The organism is Streptosporangium amethystogenes subsp. fukuiense (genome assembly GCF_042665875.1).
GTDB classification, from domain to species: domain Bacteria; phylum Actinomycetota; class Actinomycetes; order Streptosporangiales; family Streptosporangiaceae; genus Streptosporangium; species Streptosporangium fukuiense.
The window spans coordinates 2380411-2397398 of the sequence record NZ_JBHTEE010000001.1; the positions used below are offsets into that span (position 1 = coordinate 2380411).

15 protein-coding genes are annotated in these 16988 nt (G+C 70.0%); 6 read left to right on the forward strand and 9 right to left on the reverse strand.

Features of this window, described 5'->3' with window-relative positions; translation table 11 throughout:
- Positions 1-20: 20 nt before the first annotated feature.
- Positions 21-887: a universal stress protein gene (locus tag ACFQVD_RS10480; RefSeq protein WP_343966202.1), complete on the reverse strand. Its 867-nt coding sequence runs from the start codon at positions 885-887 to the stop codon at positions 21-23.
- Positions 888-963: 76 nt separating this feature from the next.
- On the reverse strand, positions 964-1851 hold the full coding sequence (locus tag ACFQVD_RS10485; protein WP_343966200.1) for a universal stress protein: 888 nt from the start codon (positions 1849-1851) through the stop codon (positions 964-966).
- A 295-nt stretch (positions 1852-2146) separates the two neighbouring features.
- On the opposite strand from ACFQVD_RS10485, the gene ACFQVD_RS10490 reads away from it, so the two are divergent.
- Both ACFQVD_RS10490 and ACFQVD_RS10495 read left to right on the forward strand, forming a co-directional pair.
- Entirely contained in the window at positions 2147-4249 is a 2103-nt protein-coding gene (locus ACFQVD_RS10490; RefSeq protein WP_343966198.1) for a glycoside hydrolase family 65 protein, read from the forward strand.
- A 108-nt stretch (positions 4250-4357) separates the two neighbouring features.
- Complete coding sequence (locus tag ACFQVD_RS10495) at positions 4358-4999, forward strand: response regulator transcription factor (RefSeq protein ID WP_343966196.1); 642 nt, start codon at positions 4358-4360, stop codon at positions 4997-4999.
- Positions 5000-5011: 12 nt separating this feature from the next.
- Here ACFQVD_RS10495 and ACFQVD_RS10500 read toward each other — a convergent pair whose 3' ends face one another.
- The gene (locus ACFQVD_RS10500) at positions 5012-6712 is read right to left on the reverse strand and encodes a sensor histidine kinase (protein ID WP_343966194.1); all 1701 of its coding nucleotides are present in this window, start codon (positions 6710-6712) and stop codon (positions 5012-5014) included.
- 139 nt (positions 6713-6851) lie between these two features.
- On the opposite strand from ACFQVD_RS10500, the gene ACFQVD_RS10505 reads away from it, so the two are divergent.
- A complete protein-coding gene (locus tag ACFQVD_RS10505) occupies positions 6852-7727 on the forward strand; it encodes a universal stress protein (RefSeq protein WP_343966192.1) in 876 nt (291 codons plus the stop codon).
- A 190-nt stretch (positions 7728-7917) separates the two neighbouring features.
- Here the strand turns inward: ACFQVD_RS10505 and ACFQVD_RS10510 are convergent, their stop codons facing one another.
- Complete coding sequence (locus ACFQVD_RS10510) at positions 7918-8466, reverse strand: dihydrofolate reductase family protein (RefSeq protein WP_343966190.1); 549 nt, start codon at positions 8464-8466, stop codon at positions 7918-7920.
- Positions 8467-8570: 104 nt separating this feature from the next.
- Positions 8571-9167, reverse strand: a complete 597-nt coding sequence (locus ACFQVD_RS10515; protein ID WP_343966188.1) for an NADPH-dependent FMN reductase — start codon at positions 9165-9167, stop codon at positions 8571-8573.
- Positions 9168-9316: 149 nt separating this feature from the next.
- On the opposite strand from ACFQVD_RS10515, the gene ACFQVD_RS10520 reads away from it, so the two are divergent.
- Positions 9317-12577: a BTAD domain-containing putative transcriptional regulator gene (locus tag ACFQVD_RS10520; RefSeq protein WP_386270950.1), complete on the forward strand. Its 3261-nt coding sequence runs from the start codon at positions 9317-9319 to the stop codon at positions 12575-12577.
- A gap of 152 nt (positions 12578-12729) precedes the next feature.
- On the opposite strand, the gene ACFQVD_RS10525 is transcribed toward ACFQVD_RS10520, so the two are convergent.
- From ACFQVD_RS10525 to ACFQVD_RS10540, 4 genes are read right to left on the reverse strand one after another with little or no spacing between them, the layout of a single operon-like run.
- Positions 12730-14016 (reverse strand): ArsB/NhaD family transporter, encoded by a 1287-nt coding sequence (locus tag ACFQVD_RS10525; RefSeq protein ID WP_343966182.1) that lies wholly within the window; start codon positions 14014-14016, stop codon positions 12730-12732.
- Positions 14013-14474, reverse strand: a complete 462-nt coding sequence (locus ACFQVD_RS10530) for a CBS domain-containing protein (RefSeq protein WP_030914291.1) — start codon at positions 14472-14474, stop codon at positions 14013-14015. The genes ACFQVD_RS10525 and ACFQVD_RS10530 overlap by 4 nt, the downstream gene beginning before the upstream one ends.
- A 44-nt stretch (positions 14475-14518) precedes the next feature.
- Positions 14519-14785: a hypothetical protein gene (locus tag ACFQVD_RS10535; RefSeq protein WP_343966179.1), complete on the reverse strand. Its 267-nt coding sequence runs from the start codon at positions 14783-14785 to the stop codon at positions 14519-14521.
- A 34-nt stretch (positions 14786-14819) separates the two neighbouring features.
- Complete coding sequence (locus tag ACFQVD_RS10540) at positions 14820-15164, reverse strand: hypothetical protein (RefSeq protein WP_343966177.1); 345 nt, start codon at positions 15162-15164, stop codon at positions 14820-14822.
- A gap of 171 nt (positions 15165-15335) precedes the next feature.
- Between ACFQVD_RS10540 and ACFQVD_RS10545 the strand changes: the two genes are divergently transcribed.
- A complete protein-coding gene (locus ACFQVD_RS10545) occupies positions 15336-16337 on the forward strand; it encodes a HAMP domain-containing sensor histidine kinase (protein WP_343966175.1) in 1002 nt (333 codons plus the stop codon).
- Complete coding sequence (locus ACFQVD_RS10550) at positions 16334-16984, forward strand: response regulator (protein ID WP_030914300.1); 651 nt, start codon at positions 16334-16336, stop codon at positions 16982-16984. Before ACFQVD_RS10545 ends, ACFQVD_RS10550 begins: the two co-directional genes overlap by 4 nt.
- Positions 16985-16988: the final 4 nt, after the last annotated feature.

Below are 16988 nucleotides of genomic sequence, written 5' to 3' on the forward strand. Positions count from 1 at the left end.
GGCCCTCTCCGGCCGTCCGGTCAGGTGTGCCGGGGTGTCATGACGGCGGGTGTCACGACCAGCGGGCAGACGGCGTGCTGCAGCAGCGAGTGGCTGACCGAGCCCAGCAGCAGTCCCGCGAGGTCCCCGCGACCACGTGATCCCACGACCAGCAGATCGGCCTGTGCCGAGGCGTTCTTCAGCACATCCACCGGATGCCCTTGCTCCATCTGCTCGGTGACCTTGACATCCGGATAGCGCTCTCCCCAGCCGGCCAGCGCCTCGGCCAGCAGCCGCCGTTCCCCCTCGGCCGCCTCCTCGGCGGACGTCGGGGCGAACGGCCTTCCGCCGACGACGGGCTGGTTCCAGGCGTGCACCGCCCGCAGGCCGGCACCGCGCAGGGACGCCTCGGCGAAGGCGAACTCGATGGCGGACGCGCCCGCCACGGAGCCGTCGACTCCGACGACCACCTCACCGCCTGGCCGCGCGGGCGTCCTCCGTATGACGGCGACCGGGCAGGCGGTATGCCCGGCCACGCCCAGCGCGACCGACCCCAGCAGCATGCCGGAGAAACCGTCCCGGCCGTGGCTGCCGACCACCAGGAGGTCGGCGTCCTGCGCGGCCTTGATCAGGACGCCCCTGGGGTCGCCCGGCAGCAGCGACGACTCCACCCCGACCCGGCTGTCCTCCTCGCGGGCCCGGTTCAGCGCGTCCGTCAGCATGGACGTGGCCCCGTCGCGCATCCACCGGCCGACATCGGCGTACGGAGCGTCCTCGGTCATCTCCAACGGCCAGGCCACCATGACGTGCACGACGCGCAGCTCGGTGTCGCGTAGCCCGGCCTCCCGCACGGCCCAGCTCACCGCCTCAAGCGCGGCCTGTGAGCCGTCGACTCCCACCAGGATCATGTTGTTCCCCCTTCGAACCTCCGGCCGCCCCCGCGGCAGAAAGCCGGTGCAGGTCTCCTACCCCCGTGGCCTCCGGTCACCCGGATGAGGCGCGCGGCCCCCGGCCAGTGGACCTGGTCGATCTGACGACCGCGACGGGGCCGCGAGCATGGTGGAGAACCTCGCGGCTGACCGATCCCAGAAGGACCGAGCCGACGGCACCGAGGCCGCGAGAACCCACCACGAGCAGGTCCGCCCGTGCCGAGGCGGCCAGCAGTGTCGGCACCGGGCGCGCACGCGTCACCTCCGAGACGACCTCGACCGCGGGAAACCGCTCCTGCCAGCCGGCGAGCCGCTCCTCGGCCATCCGGCGCTGTGCGTACCGGATCTCTTCGGTGTCTTCGGCCGCCTCCGGCGAGAACGCGTGGGGCATCTGCCAGGCGTAGACCGCGCGCAGCCCGCATCCGCGCAAGGCGGCCTGCTCGAAGGCGAACCCGAGGGCGGGTTCGCACTCGGCGGAACCGTCGACACCCACGACCACCTCGCCGTACGCCTCGGCACGTCCCTGCCTGACGACCACCACCGCACCACGTACGTGGCCCGCCAGCCGGACGGGAACCGAGCCGAGCAACGATCCGGCGAAACCGCCCAGGCCACGGTTGCCGACCACCAGTTCGATCGCCGTTTCCGCCTGCCCGCACAGAACGTCGGACGGCGTCCCCTCGATCAGCTCGGTGGTCACCCGGACATCCGGCCTCCGCTCCGTCGCCGCCTTGGCCGCTTCGGTGAGCACCTGCTCGCCGAAGCACGCCAGCCGGCCGGGCCGGGCCGGCGCGGGAAACTCGACAAGATCGTGCGGCCAGCGGTCCATGGCGTGCACGATCCGCAGGGACACCCCCCGGCGGACGGCGTCGTCGACCGCCCACTCCAGGGCCGCGGTGGCGGCGGCCGAGCCATCCGTTCCGACAGCGATCGATTCGGTCATCACTTCCCCCGCTGCCCATCGGATCGCGGCACCTGCGGTTCTCCCAGGGACGATCGTCCCCGGACGTGGGGACCTTTGTCCCCTTTCGCATGCAATGCCAGACCTTCCGACGAAGGTCCCTGCGCCATAGGGCCGATCAGCCCTAAAACCGCCGTGAACAGTGCCGTACCGTGCAGACGGAAGGGGATACTCATGACTCTCCCGGCAGTCAGGGCAGGCCGCTTCGACTCCGCTCCCATCACCGGCGTCGGCCTCGTCACCGATCTGGCACAACCACAACTTCACGGGAGAAGACGTGAACCCCTGGCTCCTCACCTATGACGGCTTCGACCCCGCCCGGGAGGGGGTGCGAGAGGCGCTGACGACGCTCGGCAACGGCTACTTCGCCACCCGGGGCGCCGCGCCGGAGTCACAGGCCGACGGGGTGCACTATCCCGGCACCTACGTCGCCGGCTGCTACGACCGGCTCGTCTCCCAGGTGGCGGGACACCCGGTGGAGAACGAGGACCTGGTCAACGTGCCGAACTGGCTGTTCCTCACCTTTCGCGCCGAAGGCGGCGACTGGTTCGCTCCCGGCACCGCCGAGATCCTGACCTACCGCCACACGCTCGACATGCGCCAGGGAACTCTCACCCGGTTCCTGCGGATACGCGACCCTCAGGGCCGGGTCACCCGAGTGGAACAGCACCGCCTGGTCTCGATGGACGACCCACACCTGGCCGCCCTCACGATGACGATCGTTCCGGAGAACTGGGACGGAGCGCTGGAGATCCGCTCGGCACTGGACGGGCGCGTCACCAACGCCGGAGTCGCCCGCTACCGCGAGCTGGAGGGCCGGCATCTCGTTCCGATCTGCGGGCACGCCGCCCACGGCGTGATCGAACTGCTGACCCGCACCGCCACCTCCCGCGTGGAGATCGCACTCGCCGCCCGCACCACACTGGCCGGCGGGCGCTGCCGCGCCGACGTCGAGGAGGGCTGGGTCGGCGATGACCGCACCGTCGAGGTGAAAGCCGGTGACGAGGTCACCGTGGAGAAGATCGTGGCCCTCTACACCTCCCGCGACAGGGCGATCTCCGAGAGCGAGGCCGCCGCGAGAAGCGCCGTCGTGCGCGCGGGCGGCTTCGCCACCCTCCTCAAGCGGCACATCCGGGCCTGGGACCGGCTGTGGCGGCGGGCGCACGTCACCGCCCAGGACACCGAGGTGCAGCAGATCCTCAACCTGTACGTCTTCCACCTGCTGCAGACGGCCTCCCCGCACATCGCGGAACTCGACACCGGCCTACCCGCCCGGGGCCTGCACGGCGAGGCCTACCGGGGCCACGTGTTCTGGGACGACCTGTTCGTCATCCCCTTTCTCGCCCCGCGCCTGCCCGAAATCACCCGGGCACTGCTCAGGTACCGGTGGCGCCGCCTGCCCGAGGCACGCTGGGCCGCCCGCGCGGCCGGATACGCCGGAGCGATGTTTCCCTGGCAGAGCGGCAGCGACGGCCGGGAGGAGACACCGCGCCTGCACTTCAACCCCCGTTCCGGCCGCTGGCTCCCCGACCGCTCACACCTGCAGCGCCACGTCGGCCTGGCCGTCGCCTTCAACGTGTGGCAGCACTACCAGGCGACGAAGGACACCGCCTTCCTGGCCGGTTTCGGCGGCGAACTGCTGCTGGAGGTGGCCCGCTTCTTCGCCTCACTCGCGACCTGCGAGAAGGGGCGCTACGCGATCCGCGGCGTGATGGGCCCGGACGAGTATCACGACGGCTACCCCGACCACGCCGAGCCCGGACTGGACAACAACGCCTACACCAACGTCATGACCGCCTGGTTGATGCGCCGGGTCCTGGACATGATCGGCCTGGTCGGCGCCGAGGGGGTCGGCGAACAGGAGATCGAACTGTTCACCGCCATGACCCGGCGGATGCGGGTGGACTTCCACGAAGGGGTGATCAGCCAGTTCGAGGGATACGCGGGCCTGGAGGAGCTGGACTGGGCCGCCTACCGGAAGAAGTACGGAGACATCCGGCGGCTGGACCGCATCCTCGAAGCCGAAGGCGACACGCCGAACCGGTACAAGGCCTCCAAACAGGCCGACGTGCTCATGCTCTTCCACCTGCTCGGCGAGGAAGGGCTCGACGAGATCCTGACCGGCCTTGGCTACGAGTGGAACGCCACGATGGCCAAGGACACCGTGGACTACTACCTGGCCCGCACCTGCCACGGCTCGACGCTGAGCGCCGTCGTCCACGCCGGAGTGCTGGCCCGCCTGCGCCCCGGCGCCTCGCACCCCTTCCTGGTCGAGGCGCTGAACAACGACGTGCGAGATCTCCAGGCGGGAACCACCTCCGAGGGAATCCACCTGGGAGCGATGGCCGGGGTGGCCGGCCTGTTCGAGGCGAAAACCTGATCATCCGCCCTCGCCGCCGGCTCAGCACCGAAGACATCCGCGCTCACCGCACGATGGCGGGGATCCTCGTCCTTACCACCGGCACTCCGGGAAGGATAATCTCAGGACATGATTCGCGTGTTCCTGGTCGACGATCACGAAGTGGTACGGCGCGGCGTGGCCGCACTGCTGGAGTCCGAAGGCGACATCGAGGTGATCGGCGAAGCGGGGACCGCCGAGTCGGCGATAGCCCGCATTCCAGCGCTGCAACCGGACGTCGCGGTTCTGGACGTGCGCCTGCCCGACGGCAACGGGGTGGACGTGTGCCGTGAGGTCCGCTCCAAGATGCCGGGACTGGCCTGCCTGATGCTGACCTCCTTCGCCGACGACGAAGCCCTGTTCAACGCCGTGATGGCGGGCGCCTCCGGCTACGTGCTCAAACAGATCCACGGCTCGGACCTGGTCGGCGCCGTACGCACGGTGGCGGGCGGCGAATCGATGCTGGATCCGCAGACGACCTCCGCCATGCTGGCGCGGCTACGCGAACAGGCCGTCAAGAAAGACCCGCTGGCCGCTCTTTCCGACCAGGAACGCCACATCCTTGAACTGATCGGCGAAGGCCTGACCAACCGGCAGATCGGCGAGCGAATGTACCTCGCCGAGAAAACGGTCAAGAACTACGTCTCCAACCTGCTGTCCAAACTGAACATGCAACGCCGCACCCAGGCCGCCGCCCTGGTGACACGGCTGAAGACCAACCACCCCGAATAAGCGGACCTCCGGCTAGGTGAGGGACGCGCTCCAGATCAGGCGGGTCCCCGCCTCCGGAGAGGACTCGACCGAGAAGGAGCCGCCAAGCCGTTCGGCCCGCTCCTTGAGATTACGCAGCCCACTGCGCCTGCACCCCCCTGGCACCCCGGCCCCGTCGTCCACCACGGTGAGAACGAGCCGATCGCCTTCGATCTCAACGGTCACCTCGGCCCTGGAGGCCCTGGCATGCCGCACGATGTTGGACAGAGCCTCCCGCAGAGCGGCCAGCAGGTGCTCCGCGACCCGCTCCGGCACGCCACTGTCCAGCGGACCCTCCATCATCAGGCCCGGCATGAACCCCAGATGGGCCCGCGCGTCCTCGACCAGTTCCACGATCTGCGCGCGCAGGCCGCGACCGCCTTCCTGAAGGGGGGCCTGCAGGGCGAAGATCGTCGAGCGGATCTGCCGGATGGTCCCGTCCAACTCGTCGATCGCGTTGCGCAACCGCTCGGAGGCCTCGGAGCGCTCCACGAACCGCGCGGTGCCCATCAGCGTCATGGCGACGGCGAACAGCCGTTGAATCACCACGTCGTGCAGATCCTTGGCGATCCGGTCCCGATCCTCCAGCAGGCTCAGCCGCTCGGCGTCCACCCGCCTCTCCGCCAGCTCCAGGGCGACCGCGGCCTGCCCGGCGAAGGAGTGCAGGGTGCGCAACTCCGCCTGGCTGAACGGGACACATCCCGGATGCTTGCCCAGCAGCAGCACACCCCGCACCCCTCCGGCCGCGCCGATCGGCACCGCGGCCACCGTACCCGGCGAGACACGGCCGGCGATCACGGTCAGAATCCCCGCCTCGGCCGAATCGGTGACCATGAGCGGCTCACCACTGGTGAAGGCCAGACCGGCGAGAGAGTCGGCGACAGGGGTCTCCGCATGGGCCGCCTGCTCCCCACCCGGCCCATCGGCGACAACCGCGCGCAGAACCTGCCCGCCCTCCTCGGGCAACAGGACCGTGACGAGATCGGCACCGGCCATCCGCCGCGCTCGCCGGGCGATCAACGTGAGCACCTCTCCCGGCTCCGCCCCCGACAGCAGGCTGGTGGTGACCTCCGCCGAGGCCTGCAGCCACATCTCCCGCCGCCGGCTCTCCTCATACAGCCGGGCGTTCTCGATCGCGACACCGGCGGCGGTGGCCAGCGCGGTCACGATCGCCTCGTCCTCGTCGTCGAACTCTCCTCCCCCACGCTTCTCCGTGAGGTAAAGATTTCCGAAAACCTCCTCACGCACCCGGATCGGCACCCCCAGAAACGACCCCATCGGCGGATGTCCGTGCGGAAAGCCGTGCGACTCCGGATGATCACAGATGCGGGCCAGCCGCAGCGACTGCGGTTGCCTGATCAGCAGGCCGATCAGGCCAAGGCCGTGCGGCCAGTGCTCGATGCCCGCGATCTCCTCCTCGCTCAGCCCCACCGGGACGAACCGAACGAGTGTGTTCTCCTCACCGATCAGCCCCAGGGCGCCGTAGGTGGCGTCGACAAGGGAGATCGCGGTCTCCACGATCCGGCGCAGCACGGTCTCCAGATCAAGCTCACCGCCCACCGAGACGACCGCGTCCAGCAGTGCGTGCACCCGGTCGCGGGTGGCGAGCACCGCCTCCAGACGCACCCTCAGCTCCGACAGCAGCTCGTCCAGCCGCATGTGCGGTACCAAGGCGCCGGGTTCGAACTCCCCCATACTGCGAAGTCTCGCACCCCGGCACGGAAGATGCGCTCACTTCAAGATCAAAAAGCGCCGGACCAGCGGAGACGTGGTTACACCGTGGGTACATAGCCTCATACGCGCGCGATCCGGCTTCCGTCCCAAGGTGGTGCTCATGGCAGAACCCATCATCGTCGGCGTCGACGGCTCGGACTCCTCACTCCAGGCCGTGACCTGGGCGGCACGAGAGGCCGCCCTGAGGAACGCGCCCCTGCGCCTCGTACACGTCACCCTCCGCTGGGCCTACGACGTCCCCCTCGTCCCGCAGCCCGCCCACTGGGGACCGGCGGCGGAGTCCACCGCCCGGAGGCTGCTGCGCCACGCCTCCGAACAGGCCCGCGCCGCCGCCCCCACCGTGACGGTCGACACCGAGATCGCCGACGGTGCCACCGCGGAGGCGATCATCGCCGCGGCCGGGACCGCACAGATGATCGTCGTCGGCAGCCGGGGCCGCGGCGGATTCGCCGGGCTGCTGCTGGGCTCGGTCAGCCGCGCTCTCGCCGATCGTTCCCCCCGCCCGGTGGTGGTCGTGGGCGAACCCCGCACCGAGCACGGCACCGAGATCGCCGTCGGCGTCACCGGACGCCCCGGCCAGGAAGGCACCCTGGAGTTCGCCTTCCACGAGGCCACGCTGCACGGCCTCCCCCTGCGGATGGTGCACGCCTGGACCCATCCGGCCGTCCGGGCCCCCGGCGACATGCAGCCGCTCGTCTTCGACCTCGAAGGCGTCGGCCAGGAGGAGGCACGCCTGCTGGCCGAGTCCATCGGCGGCTGGCGGGAGAGGTTCCCCGACGTGCCCGTCGTCGAACAGGTGGTACACGAACATCCGGCCAGGGCGCTCATCGACGCCTCGGCCTCCGCCGAACTGGTCGTCGTGGGCGCCCCCGGGCCGGCGAGGATTCTCGGATCGACGGTGCACGCCCTGCTCCCCCATGCCCACGCGCCCGTGGCCGTCGTCCAGCAGGCGCCCCCGCCCACGCGCCGGGCTTGAGCTCTCGCTTCAGCCTGCTGGTTTTATGAAGCTTTTTCCTGCTTTTAGTCATTAAATCCCAGCCAGCGGCTTTACATTGTAGATTAATAAATATGGCCGTTCCACCCGACGGAGTCGGGTGGAACGGCCACCTGGAACCTCAGGCCACCCGGCCAGGAGAGCAGGGCCGTCTCCCCTGGCCGGGTGTCGCTCAGCCGTCGTTAACCGGCCGGTAGGTGAGGATGACGACTCCCGAGTCGAACGTCGCGGTGTCCGTGAGCTCCAGGGTGGCCTCGGTGCCCTCACGGAACAGGCGCTCCCCCTGGCCACGGACGACCGGGCAGAGCCAGATCCGGTACTCGTCGAGGAGACCGTGCTCCATGAGCGTGTCGGTGAGCCGGCCACAGCCCCAGATCAGGATGTTCCCGCCGAACTGCTCCTTCAGCTTGGCCACCTCGGTGACGAGGTCGTCTCCGTGGATGATCGTCGAGTTGTTCCACCCGGCCTTCTCCAGGGTCGAGGAGACCACGTACTTGGGAATGCTGTTCACCCGGTCGGCGTAGGGGTTGCCGCTCATCGACGGCCAGGCCTGCGCCATGCCGTCGTAGGTGGCCCGTCCGAGCAGGAGGGCCTCGGCGGCGAAGACCAGGCCGAGGGCGTACTCGCCGCTCCCCGCGTTCGCGTACTGCATGGACCACAGGTGGGGGTTGTCGATGAAGCCGTCGAGCGTCGCGTAGGTCGAAGCGATGATCTTACCCATTGGTCTCTCCGTGGTTCCGGCGTTCGGCGAACGCGCTGTTGATTCGAAACGCCCCGCGGCCTTCCGCGGCGCGAGGGATCTCCGACGGCTGTGTGCCGCCTGGTTCAAATGGTGTAGGGGCGTTTGGCGCGGGCCTCGCGTAGTGCGTGGGCCCACCAGATCAGCTGGTCCAGAGTGGTCTTGACCGCGGTGTCGCACGGCGCGCCGGCCCTGGGCCAGTTGCCGTCGGCGGCGAACTGCTCCCAGTAGCGGGGCAGCGCGACACCGTCGCGGATGGCCACCGCGTGCAGCTCGGTGAACACCTCACGCAGCTGCGCGGCGGCCAGCAGACCGCCGGAGTCGTTGCCGTAGGAGACGAACGCGACGGGCTTGGCCCGCCACTCCGGGTAGAACCAGTCGATGGCGCTCTTGAGCGGAGCGGGAAAGCTCCGGTTGTACTCGGGAGTCACCACCACGAAAGCGTCGGCGTCGGCCAGGCGCGGCGCCAGCGCCGCCACCGGGGCGGGCGGCGCCTCGTCCTCGTCCGTGAGCGTGCCGGGCAGGGCGACCTCGGCCAGATCGATCAGGTCGATCTCCAGATCGGCCCGCCTGCGCGCCCGTGCCACGAACCAGGCCGCCACCGTGGGGCCGAACCGGCCGCGACGGGTGCTGCCGACGATGACCGCCACCCTCAACCGGTCACCCTCGTGCGTCTCCGCCATCTCCGGCCTCCTTCGCTCCCGTGTCCGGCTCGATGTGCTCCACCCTGCCGGGAGGGACTTACGGTCTCCTTCTCGCGGGCTTACCGTCGGCCGTTGTGATCGACATAAACCCGGCAGCCGTCCCTCTATGCCGGACTATCGTGTCGATCATGCGTTTTGGGATACTGGGGCCGCTGGCCGTGTGGACGACGGACGGCCGGCCCGTCACGGTCCCCGGAGTGAAGGTCCGCGCCCTGCTGGCCGACCTGCTCCTGCACGAGGGACGCCCGGTGCCCGCCGACCGGCTGATCGACGACCTGTGGGGCGAGGAGCCGCCGGCCAATCCCGCAGGCGCCCTGCAGGTCAGGGTCTCGCAGCTACGGCGCGCGCTGGAGGACGCCGAACCCGGTGGCCGGGAGCTGGTCGCACACCACCCGGCCGGATATCTGCTGAAGGCCGACACCGACGCCGAAGGCTTCCGGTCGCTGGTCACCGAGGCGGGAAGGACCGGCGACCCGCGGACCAGGGCGGCGCTGCTCACCGACGCGCTCGCCCTGTGGCGCGGCCCCGCCCTGGCCGACTTCGCCGACGAACCCTTCACCGGCCCCACCGTCGCGCGCCTGCACGAGGAGTTGCTCACCGCCCACGAAGACCACGCGGAGACCCGCCTCACCCTCGGCGAGCACGCCCGGCTCGCCGACGAACTGGGCGACCTGCTCACCCGGCATCCCCTGCGAGAACGGCTGCGCGCCGCCCACATGCGCGCCCTCTACCGCTCCGGACGGCAGACAGAGGCGCTCCGCAGCTACGAGGAACTCCGCGACCGGCTCGCCGACGAACTCGGTCTCACCCCCGGCGCCGACCTCGGCGCCCTGCATCGGGCCATCCTCACCCAGGACCCCGCCCTCGACCCGCCGGCGCCCCCTGTCGCGGCCGGCCCGGCCACCAACCTGCCCACCCCTCTCACCCCCCTGATCGGCAGGGACCGCGCGGCCACCGAGATCCGTGCCCTGCTGGGTACCAACCGGCTGGTGACCCTCACGGGGCCCGGCGGAGTGGGCAAGACCCGCCTCGCCGTCAAAGTCGCCGGAAACCTGACCGTCCCCTTTCCCGACGGCGTGTGGCTGGTCGAGCTCGCCTCGTTGGACCCGTCCGGGATGTCGGACGCGGTGTCCCGGCTCGCTGAAACGATCATGACGGTGCTGGACGTCCGATCTCCCCTCACCCCGTCGGAGCCGACATCCCCTCGGGACCGGCTCACCGGCGCCCTGCGCTCCCGGCGGCTGCTCCTCGTACTCGACAACTGCGAGCACCTCGTCGAACCGGTCGCCGAACTCGTCCGGCACCTGCTTGGCGCCATCCCCACGCTGTGCGTCCTCGCCACCAGCCAGGAACCGCTCGCGCTGACCGGCGAGATGATCTGGAACGTCCCACCCCTGGACACCCCCCGCCTCGCCGACACCGACCTGCAGGCACTGCGAAAGACCGGTTCCGTGCAGCTGTTCGTCGCCCGGGCATCCGCCGCCGGCAGAGACTTCGTCCTTGACGCCGACACCGCCCCGGCGGTCGCGACGCTCTGCCACCGTCTGGACGGCATCCCGCTGGCTCTGGAACTGGCCGCCACCAGGGTCCGTGCCCTGGGAGTCCACAACCTCGTCGACCGCCTCGACGACCGCTTCCGCCTCCTGGCGGGCGGGCACCGCGGCGCCCCACCCCGCCAGCAGACCCTGCACGCCATGATCGACTGGAGCTGGCAGCTCCTCACCCCTCCGGAACGTCTCACCCTCCAGCGCCTGGCCGTTCACACCGGCGGCTGCACCCTGCACGCCGCGGAGAACGTCTGCGCCGCCGAGGACCTCGCCTCCGCCGACGTCCCCAACCTCCTGGCACGCCTGGTCGACCGCTCCCTGGTCACCGTCGTCCACGCCGCCGACGGCCCCCGCTACCGTCTCCTGGAATCGGTCGCCGCCTACTGCGCGGAACATCTCCGCCGGACAGGCAAGCTCGAACGCCTGCGGCAACGCCACCGGCACCACTACACCGACCTCGCCGAACAGGCCGCGCCGTACCTGTACGGACACCGGCAGCAACACTGGCTGCACCGCCTGGACGCGGAGACCGCCAACATCCGCACCGCGCTCGACACCGCCCTCGGCGAGAAGGACGCGGCCGGCGCGCTACGCCTGGTCAACGCGATGGCCTGGTACTGGTTGCTGCGTGGACGGCTGACCGAGGCCCGGCGGTCCCTGGCCGCCGCACTGGCCCTCACCGAGGAGACGCCCGCCCCCCGGGCCTCCGCGCTCCGCGCCGGCGCGCTGGCCTGGGAGACCGGGATCGGTTTCCTCCACGGCGACGTCGCGGACCGGGAGGATCGCCGCCGCGCGGTCCTGTCGATGTACGAGGACGCGAACGATCCCGCCGGGCGCGCCAGGGCCGAGTGGTTTCTGGCCCACACCGGCATCGACCTGGGCGACCTGTCGGCCGCGGAGGACCTGCTGGACCGAGCGCTGCCGGCCTTCCGGGCGACCGGCGACCGGTGGGGGACGGCCGCGGCCCTCGCCACCCGGGCCAAGCTCGCGCACGTACGAGGTGACCCGGCCGCGCTCGGACGCGACGGCGAACGGAGCGCGGAGCTGTTCGGCGAGCTCGGCGACCGCTGGGGCAGGCTGGAGGCCACCGGCTGGCTCGGCGCTCTGGCCGAGATGACCGGTGATCTCCAGCGGGCCGACCGGCTGCACCGGGACGGCCTGCACATGGCGGAGGAACTCGGCCTCTGGCCCGAGGTCGCCGGGCGGCTGGCCTGGCTCGGCTGGACCGCCCTGCAACGCGGCGACTACACCCAGGCCAGGGAGACCTGCGAACGGGCGCTACGGCTGGCGGCCGAGCAGGGGCACCGGACCGCGCAGATCTTCGCCACGATGGGACTCGCCTTCGCGGCCCGCAGGGAGGACCTTCTCGATCTCGCCGAGACCCACCTGCGCGACCTGCTGAACGGCGCCCCCGAGCAGAGCGCGGAGGAGACTCCGCCCCCGTACCTACCCATGATCATGAGCGAGCTGGGATTCGTCGCCGAGCAGCGTGGCGACGCCGCCGCGGCCCTCGCCTCGCATCTGAGGTCCATCGACCTCGCGGCCAGGTTCGAGAGCTCCCGGGAGATGCCCGGCACCCTGGAGGGCCTGGCCGGGGCACTGACCCTCGCCGGAGACCACGACGCCGCCGCCCTGCTCCTGGGTGCGGGGGCTGCGGCCCGTGCCTCGAACTCCCCGCCGCCTCCCACCGAACGCGGCGACATCGACCGGATCACCACGCGGGTGCGTGAGGCGCTGGGCGCGGACCGCTTCACCGCCGGCTTCGAACGCGGCGGCACTCTCACCGCTCAGGAGATACGCTCCCTGCTGCCCCCGCCGGCCGTGGCGCGACCGAACCCGTAACGGGGCCCGGCCTCGGATGTGAACGATTTTCACAGATTCACCATGCGAAGCGACGACTCGGAGACGTGGACGACGCCCCCGAGTCGCCGGAGTCTCATCCGCGAAATCCCCGGCCCGCCGCGGGTGGTGGAACCCGCGGCGGGCCGTCGCGATCACATGAAGTAGCGGAGCCAGACGTACGCCCAGGCCATGAGCGTGCTCAGCACCGTCACCACGATTCCATACTTGGTGAACTGCCAGAAACTGATCGGGTGGCCCGTCCGCGCCGCGATGCCGATCGCCACCACGTTCGCGCTGGCCGCCACCGCCGTGCCGTTGCCACCGAAGTCGGCCCCCAGTGCGAACGCCCACCACAGCGCCTGTCCGGTCGCCGCGTCGGGAGCCTGCGCCACGATCCCCTCGACGATCGGTGCCATCGTCGCGACATACGGGATGTTGTCGAAGAACGCTCCCAGCACGCTGGAACCGAACAGCAACGACGTCGCCGCGAGGAAGTAGTCGTCGCCGACCGCCTCGATCGCCCATGTGCCCACCGTCGCGATCACGCCGGTCTCGACCAGACCCGCGACCATCACGAACAGTCCCATGAAGAACACCAGCGTCGGCCACTCGACTTCCGCCAGCACCTCGGAGACCGAGACCCGCGACAGCAGGAGCATCACGCCCGCTCCCACGAGCGCCACGATGGACGGCTCGATGTGCAGCACCGCGTGCAGCCCGAACCCCACCACCACCGCGGCGAGCACCGCCAGGCAGCGCACGAGCAGCTTGGGATCGGTGATCGCCCGCCGCTCCTGCAGTGCCATCACCGCGGCGACGTGCTCGGGGTTGTACTGGAAGGACCCTCTGAACAGCACCTTGGTCAGCAGCACGAAGGCGACGAAGATGACGACCACGATGGGCGCCATGTGCACCAGGAAGTCGTTGAACGTCAGCCCCGCCCTGCTGCCGATGATGATGTTGGGCGGATCTCCGATGAGGGTCGCCGCACCGCCGATGTTGGAGGCCAGCACCTCCGCGATCAGGTACGGCTGGGCCGGAATCCGCAGCCGGTCGCACACGACCACCGTGACCGGCGCCACCAGCATGATCGTGGTGACGTTGTCGAGGAAGGGCGAGGCGATGGCGGTGATCACCATCAGCATGACCATGAGCCGGTAGGGATCGCCTTTGGAACGTTTCGCCGCCCAGATGGCCAGGTAGTCGAAGATCCCTGTCTGTTTGATGATCCCTACGATGATCATCATTCCGAGTAGCAGGAAGATGACGTTCCAGTCGATGCCCTCGTGCTCGGAGAAGAACACCTCGGAGCCCGGTATCAGCCCCAGAACCGCCATCGCGCCCGCGGCGACAAGGACCACTTTGACCTTGTTCGCCTTTTCGGTGGCGATGAAGAAGAACGCGACGAGGAAGATCCCAAGGGCGAGCAGCGCGCTCAAGACTCACCGAGGCCGAAGACGGCCAGGCTGGTGAGCAGCCGCTCCAGGGTGATCGCCCCGGCCAGCGAGCCGTCACGTTCCACCACTGCCACGATCGGGCTGCGTATCCTGGCCATCAGCGCGGCCACCTCGAGCAGGTTCGCGTCCACCGGGACGGTCACCGGCCTGGCGTGCTCGCGCGGCAGGCAGTCACCGACCGTGCGATTGCCCAGGTCCTGCCAGAACTGGTCCGCGTAGGCCTCGTCGATGGTCCTGGCCAGCGCGGGATCCTCCTGGTAGGAGCCGGGCACGGCCAGCCTCAGCACCTGGGTGCCCGGAAGCACCAGCTTGGGCCGCGAGCGGTCGTCCACGATGATGAGCCCGGGCAGGCGGCCGATCACCATGACCCGTACGGCCTTCGCGACGGAGTCACTCGTGGTGACCGTCGGAAGGCTCACCGCGATGTCGCGCGCTTGCATGGCACCTTCCTGTCGGGTGAGATGGCGCACCGCGGGCGGCGTGCTCACGGTGTCCCTCCTGCTATCTCGGCCATCCGCTGTTCGAGAATGGCCAGCCTGTCGTCCACTGACCGGCTGTGCAGAACCTGGGCGATCTGATCGGCCTCGTCCTGCGCCAGTTGGATGGCCTGCGAGGGCTCATCGCCCCCGCCGTATACCAAGATCCGCCGGGATCCGTTCCTGTCCACCATGACCGCCAGGTTCTGGCCGTCTCGGGTGGCGAAGTGGAACAGGACCCCTTCACCGGGCACGGTCGTACGTGTGATGTTCATATCGGTGGTCACTCCCTTCCACTCGAAGCCGCGGTCACGAGGCGAGTCGTTCCGCCCAGCGGATCAGGTCCTCCTGGAGTCGCATCTCGACACGGGTGAGTGCCACGAGCGTCACCTCGACGCCCCAGTGGCAGGTCCCGCCATAGGCGTCGCCGGCGAGATCGACACGCCGGGACAGCCGCGACAGATCGCGCTCCCCGACGTACCGGCGGATCTCGGCCTCGGCCGCGGCCAGCATGGCGGCGCCCGGCGAACCCGGATAGGAGGCGCACGCCGCGGGATCGGTGACCAGCGCCCGGGCGACCGCGTTGACGGTTATCGTGACACCGTCACGGGTGACGGCTTCCAACCAGAGGATGCCGACATCGTTGGTACTCATCGCCTCTCCTGCCTGTTGGTGTCCGCCGCCCCTCCATCCCATCGCCGCCACGGCTCTGTCACCATCAGGGCCAGCACCCATCTGATCAGGGGTGGAACGTGCAGAAACGGCACGAGAAGATGGGAGACGCCCCCCATGGACAAGCCGTCCGGCGGCCGGGAGGCTGATGAGATGAACGAGCGCACCCAAAAGGTGGCAGGAGCACGCAGCCCGGCGCGCATCCTGTTCAAACGCCTGTTCGTGATCAACGGACTGGTCTTCACGGTCGGCACGCTGGTGCTCGCCCTCTCCCCCGCCACCGTGTCCTCACCGGTGCTGCTGACCGAGATCCCGGTGCTGACGGTCGGCCTGGCGCTGATACTGGCCGCCAACGCGCTGCTTCTGCGCACCAGCCTGGCCCCGCTCGAGGCGCTCACGACCCTGATGCAGCGGGTGAACCTGCTGCACCCGCTGGACCGGCTGCCCAGCGACGGCAACGGCGACCTGACCCACCTGATCGACACGTTCAACGCGATGCTGGACCGGCTGGAGGCCGAGCACAGCGCCAGCAGCGCCCACGCCCTGGCCGCACAGGAGGGCGAGCGACGGCGCATCGCCCGCGAGCTGCACGACGAGATCGGCCAGAGCCTCACCGTGGTCCTGCTGAGCCTCAAGCACGCCGCCGACCGTGCACCCGACGAGCTACGCGAGGAACTGCGCGGGGTGCAGGAGAGCGTCCGCGCGAGCCTGGACGAGGTGGGGCAGGTCGCCCGCCGCCTGCGCCCCGGCGTACTGGAGGATCTCGGCCTGCAGAGCGCCCTCAACGCGCTGAGCAGCGACTTCTCCCAGAGCAGCGGCGTTCCGGTGACCCGCAGGGTCGATCCGGAGCTGCCCTCGCTGAGCGAGGACGTCGAACTGGTCATCTACCGCATCGCCCAGGAGGGCCTGACCAACGCGGCCAGGCACGCCTGCGCCTCCCGGGTCGAGCTGTCCCTGACCGCGGGGCCCGGCGGCCTGGAGTTGCGCATCGCCGACAACGGCCGCGGTGGCGTGCGCCAGGACGGGGCGGGGATCCGCGGGATGCGCGAGCGCGCCATGCTCATCGGCGCCCGCCTGACCGTGACCTCTCCTCAGGGCGGCGGCACCGACGTCCGGCTCACCGTGCCGGCCGAGAACGAACAAGGAAGCCGATGAACCCCACCAGGATCCTGCTGGCCGACGACCATGCCCTGGTCCGCCGCGGGCTGCGGCTGATTCTGGACGCCGAACCCGACCTCACCGTGGTGGCCGAGGCGGCCAACGGCGCCGAGGCGGTGGAGGCGGCCGTACCTGAGGCGATCGACCTGGCGATCCTCGACATCGCGATGCCGCGAATGACCGGCCTGCAGGCGGCCCGCGAGATCTCACGGCGCGCGCCCGGCATCCGGCTGCTGATCCTGTCGATGTACGACAACGAGCAGTACTTCTTCGAGGCGCTCAAGGCGGGGGCCTCGGGGTACGTGCTGAAGTCGGTGGCCGACCGCGACCTGCTGGAGGCGTGCAGGGCGGCGATGCGAGGCGAGCCGTTCCTGTATCCGGGCGCCGTCACCGCCCTGATCCGGCACTACCTGCAGCGCGACAGGCTGGGGGAGGCGATTCCGGAGAGCATCCTGACCCCACGCGAAGAGGAGATCGTCAAGCTGATCGCCGAGGGCAACTCGGCCAAGCAGATCGCCGAGACCCTGTTCATCAGCGCGAAGACGGTCGATCGGCATCGAGCCAACATCCTGCAGAAACTCGGCATGCGCGACCGGCTCGACCTCACCAGGTACGCCATCCGCGCGGGCCTGATCGAGCCGTGAGGGC

Coding starts and splice junctions, on each gene's coding strand:
- ACFQVD_RS10480 (WP_343966202.1), bottom strand. CDS start 887: ATGATCCTGGTGGGAGTCGACGGCTCACAGGCCGCGCTTGAGGCGGTG.
- ACFQVD_RS10485 (WP_343966200.1), bottom strand. CDS start 1,851: ATGACCGAATCGATCGCTGTCGGAACGGATGGCTCGGCCGCCGCCACC.
- ACFQVD_RS10495 (WP_343966196.1), top strand. CDS start 4,358: ATGATTCGCGTGTTCCTGGTCGACGATCACGAAGTGGTACGGCGCGGC.
- ACFQVD_RS10500 (WP_343966194.1), bottom strand. CDS start 6,712: ATGGGGGAGTTCGAACCCGGCGCCTTGGTACCGCACATGCGGCTGGAC.
- ACFQVD_RS10505 (WP_343966192.1), top strand. CDS start 6,852: ATGGCAGAACCCATCATCGTCGGCGTCGACGGCTCGGACTCCTCACTC.
- ACFQVD_RS10510 (WP_343966190.1), bottom strand. CDS start 8,466: ATGGGTAAGATCATCGCTTCGACCTACGCGACGCTCGACGGCTTCATC.
- ACFQVD_RS10515 (WP_343966188.1), bottom strand. CDS start 9,167: ATGGCGGAGACGCACGAGGGTGACCGGTTGAGGGTGGCGGTCATCGTC.
- ACFQVD_RS10520 (WP_386270950.1), top strand. CDS start 9,317: ATGCGTTTTGGGATACTGGGGCCGCTGGCCGTGTGGACGACGGACGGC.
- ACFQVD_RS10530 (WP_030914291.1), bottom strand. CDS start 14,474: ATGCAAGCGCGCGACATCGCGGTGAGCCTTCCGACGGTCACCACGAGT.
- ACFQVD_RS10535 (WP_343966179.1), bottom strand. CDS start 14,785: ATGAACATCACACGTACGACCGTGCCCGGTGAAGGGGTCCTGTTCCAC.
- ACFQVD_RS10540 (WP_343966177.1), bottom strand. CDS start 15,164: ATGAGTACCAACGATGTCGGCATCCTCTGGTTGGAAGCCGTCACCCGT.
- ACFQVD_RS10545 (WP_343966175.1), top strand. CDS start 15,336: ATGAACGAGCGCACCCAAAAGGTGGCAGGAGCACGCAGCCCGGCGCGC.
- ACFQVD_RS10550 (WP_030914300.1), top strand. CDS start 16,334: ATGAACCCCACCAGGATCCTGCTGGCCGACGACCATGCCCTGGTCCGC.